The sequence below is a fragment of the Rhodoferax sp. RT5P35 genome (genome assembly GCF_056521385.1).
Genome location: NZ_JBWMAX010000344.1, coordinates 1 through 1,050 on the forward strand (window position 1 = coordinate 1; position 1,050 = coordinate 1,050).

Annotated in this window: 2 protein-coding genes; both read right to left on the minus strand. The window is 68.0% G+C overall.

All coding sequences use genetic code 11. From position 1 onward, the window contains the following. On the minus strand, positions 1-637 hold a 637-nt coding region (locus AC097L_RS26190), incomplete at its 3' end, for a response regulator (protein ID WP_479589609.1). After that, positions 624-1,050, minus strand: a 427-nt coding sequence (locus tag AC097L_RS26195; protein WP_479589610.1) for a hypothetical protein, incomplete at its 5' end; no start/stop codon positions are given. The genes AC097L_RS26190 and AC097L_RS26195, both read right to left, overlap by 14 nt.

Consider the following 1,050-nt stretch of genomic DNA (forward strand, 5'->3'; position numbering starts at 1 on the left):
GGGCAAAGCTGGCCACCACCTGGGCGATGCGGCGCAGCGCGTCGTCGCCTGCCGGGGGGCCGTACAGGCCGTTGTACTGCTTGCAGAAGTCCACGTCGATCATCGACAGCCCGATGGCTTCTTTGCGCCGCGCCGCCAGTTGGCAGACCACTTGCAGCGATTCGTCGAACGAGCGGCGGTTGGCGATGCCGGTCAGGCCGTCGCGGCTGGCCAGGCGTTCCAGCTCCTTGCGCTGGGCAATCAGGCGCAGGTGGTTGCGGATGCGGATGCGGGCAATCGCCGGGCGTATGGGTTTGACCACGTAGTCCACCGCGCCCAGCAGCAGGCCCTGCTCTTCGCTGCGCGCGTCGTTGAGGCCGCTGATGAAGATCACTGCCACATGGGCGGTGCGGGGGTTGGCGTGCAGGGCTTGCAGCACTTCGTAGCCGTCCATGCCGGGCATGGCGATGTCGAGCAGGAGCAGGCAAATTTCGGGTTCTTCGCGCACCCGTTGCAGGGCCGACGGCCCGTCTTTGGCCAGCAGCACGCGGCATTCGCCATGCAGCAGGTCGGCCAGCACGGTGCGGCTGGTGCGGTCGTCATCGACGATCAGCACGGTGGGCAGGGACAGCATATCCATCACGTCAGGCCGCTCCATGCTTGTCTGCCAGGGCCTCGGCCAGCGACTCCAGGGAGCCACTGGCGGCAGACAGGTTCAGGTCTTCAAACTGGATCAGCGCGGCATCGGCCAGCCGCGCCAGCGCGGTGTGGGCCAGCCCGGAGCGGATGCCTAGCAACAGCTCTGCAGCCGCGTAGTTGCCCTGCGCCACCATGGGCTGGGCCTGGCCGATACGCACCAGCAAGGTCGCCACGTCCACGCTGTCGCTGGTGGCATCTGCTCCGTAGCCGCTGTCGTCCAGCAGGGCCATGGCGCTGTCGACCACGGTGTCCAGGTGGCGGCAGAACACCGCCACGCTTTCGGCCAGCATCTCGGCGGCGGCGTGTGGTGCCAGTTGCTCCAGGCGCACGGCAGCATCGGCCAGCGCATCGGCCCCCAGGTAACGGGCAGTG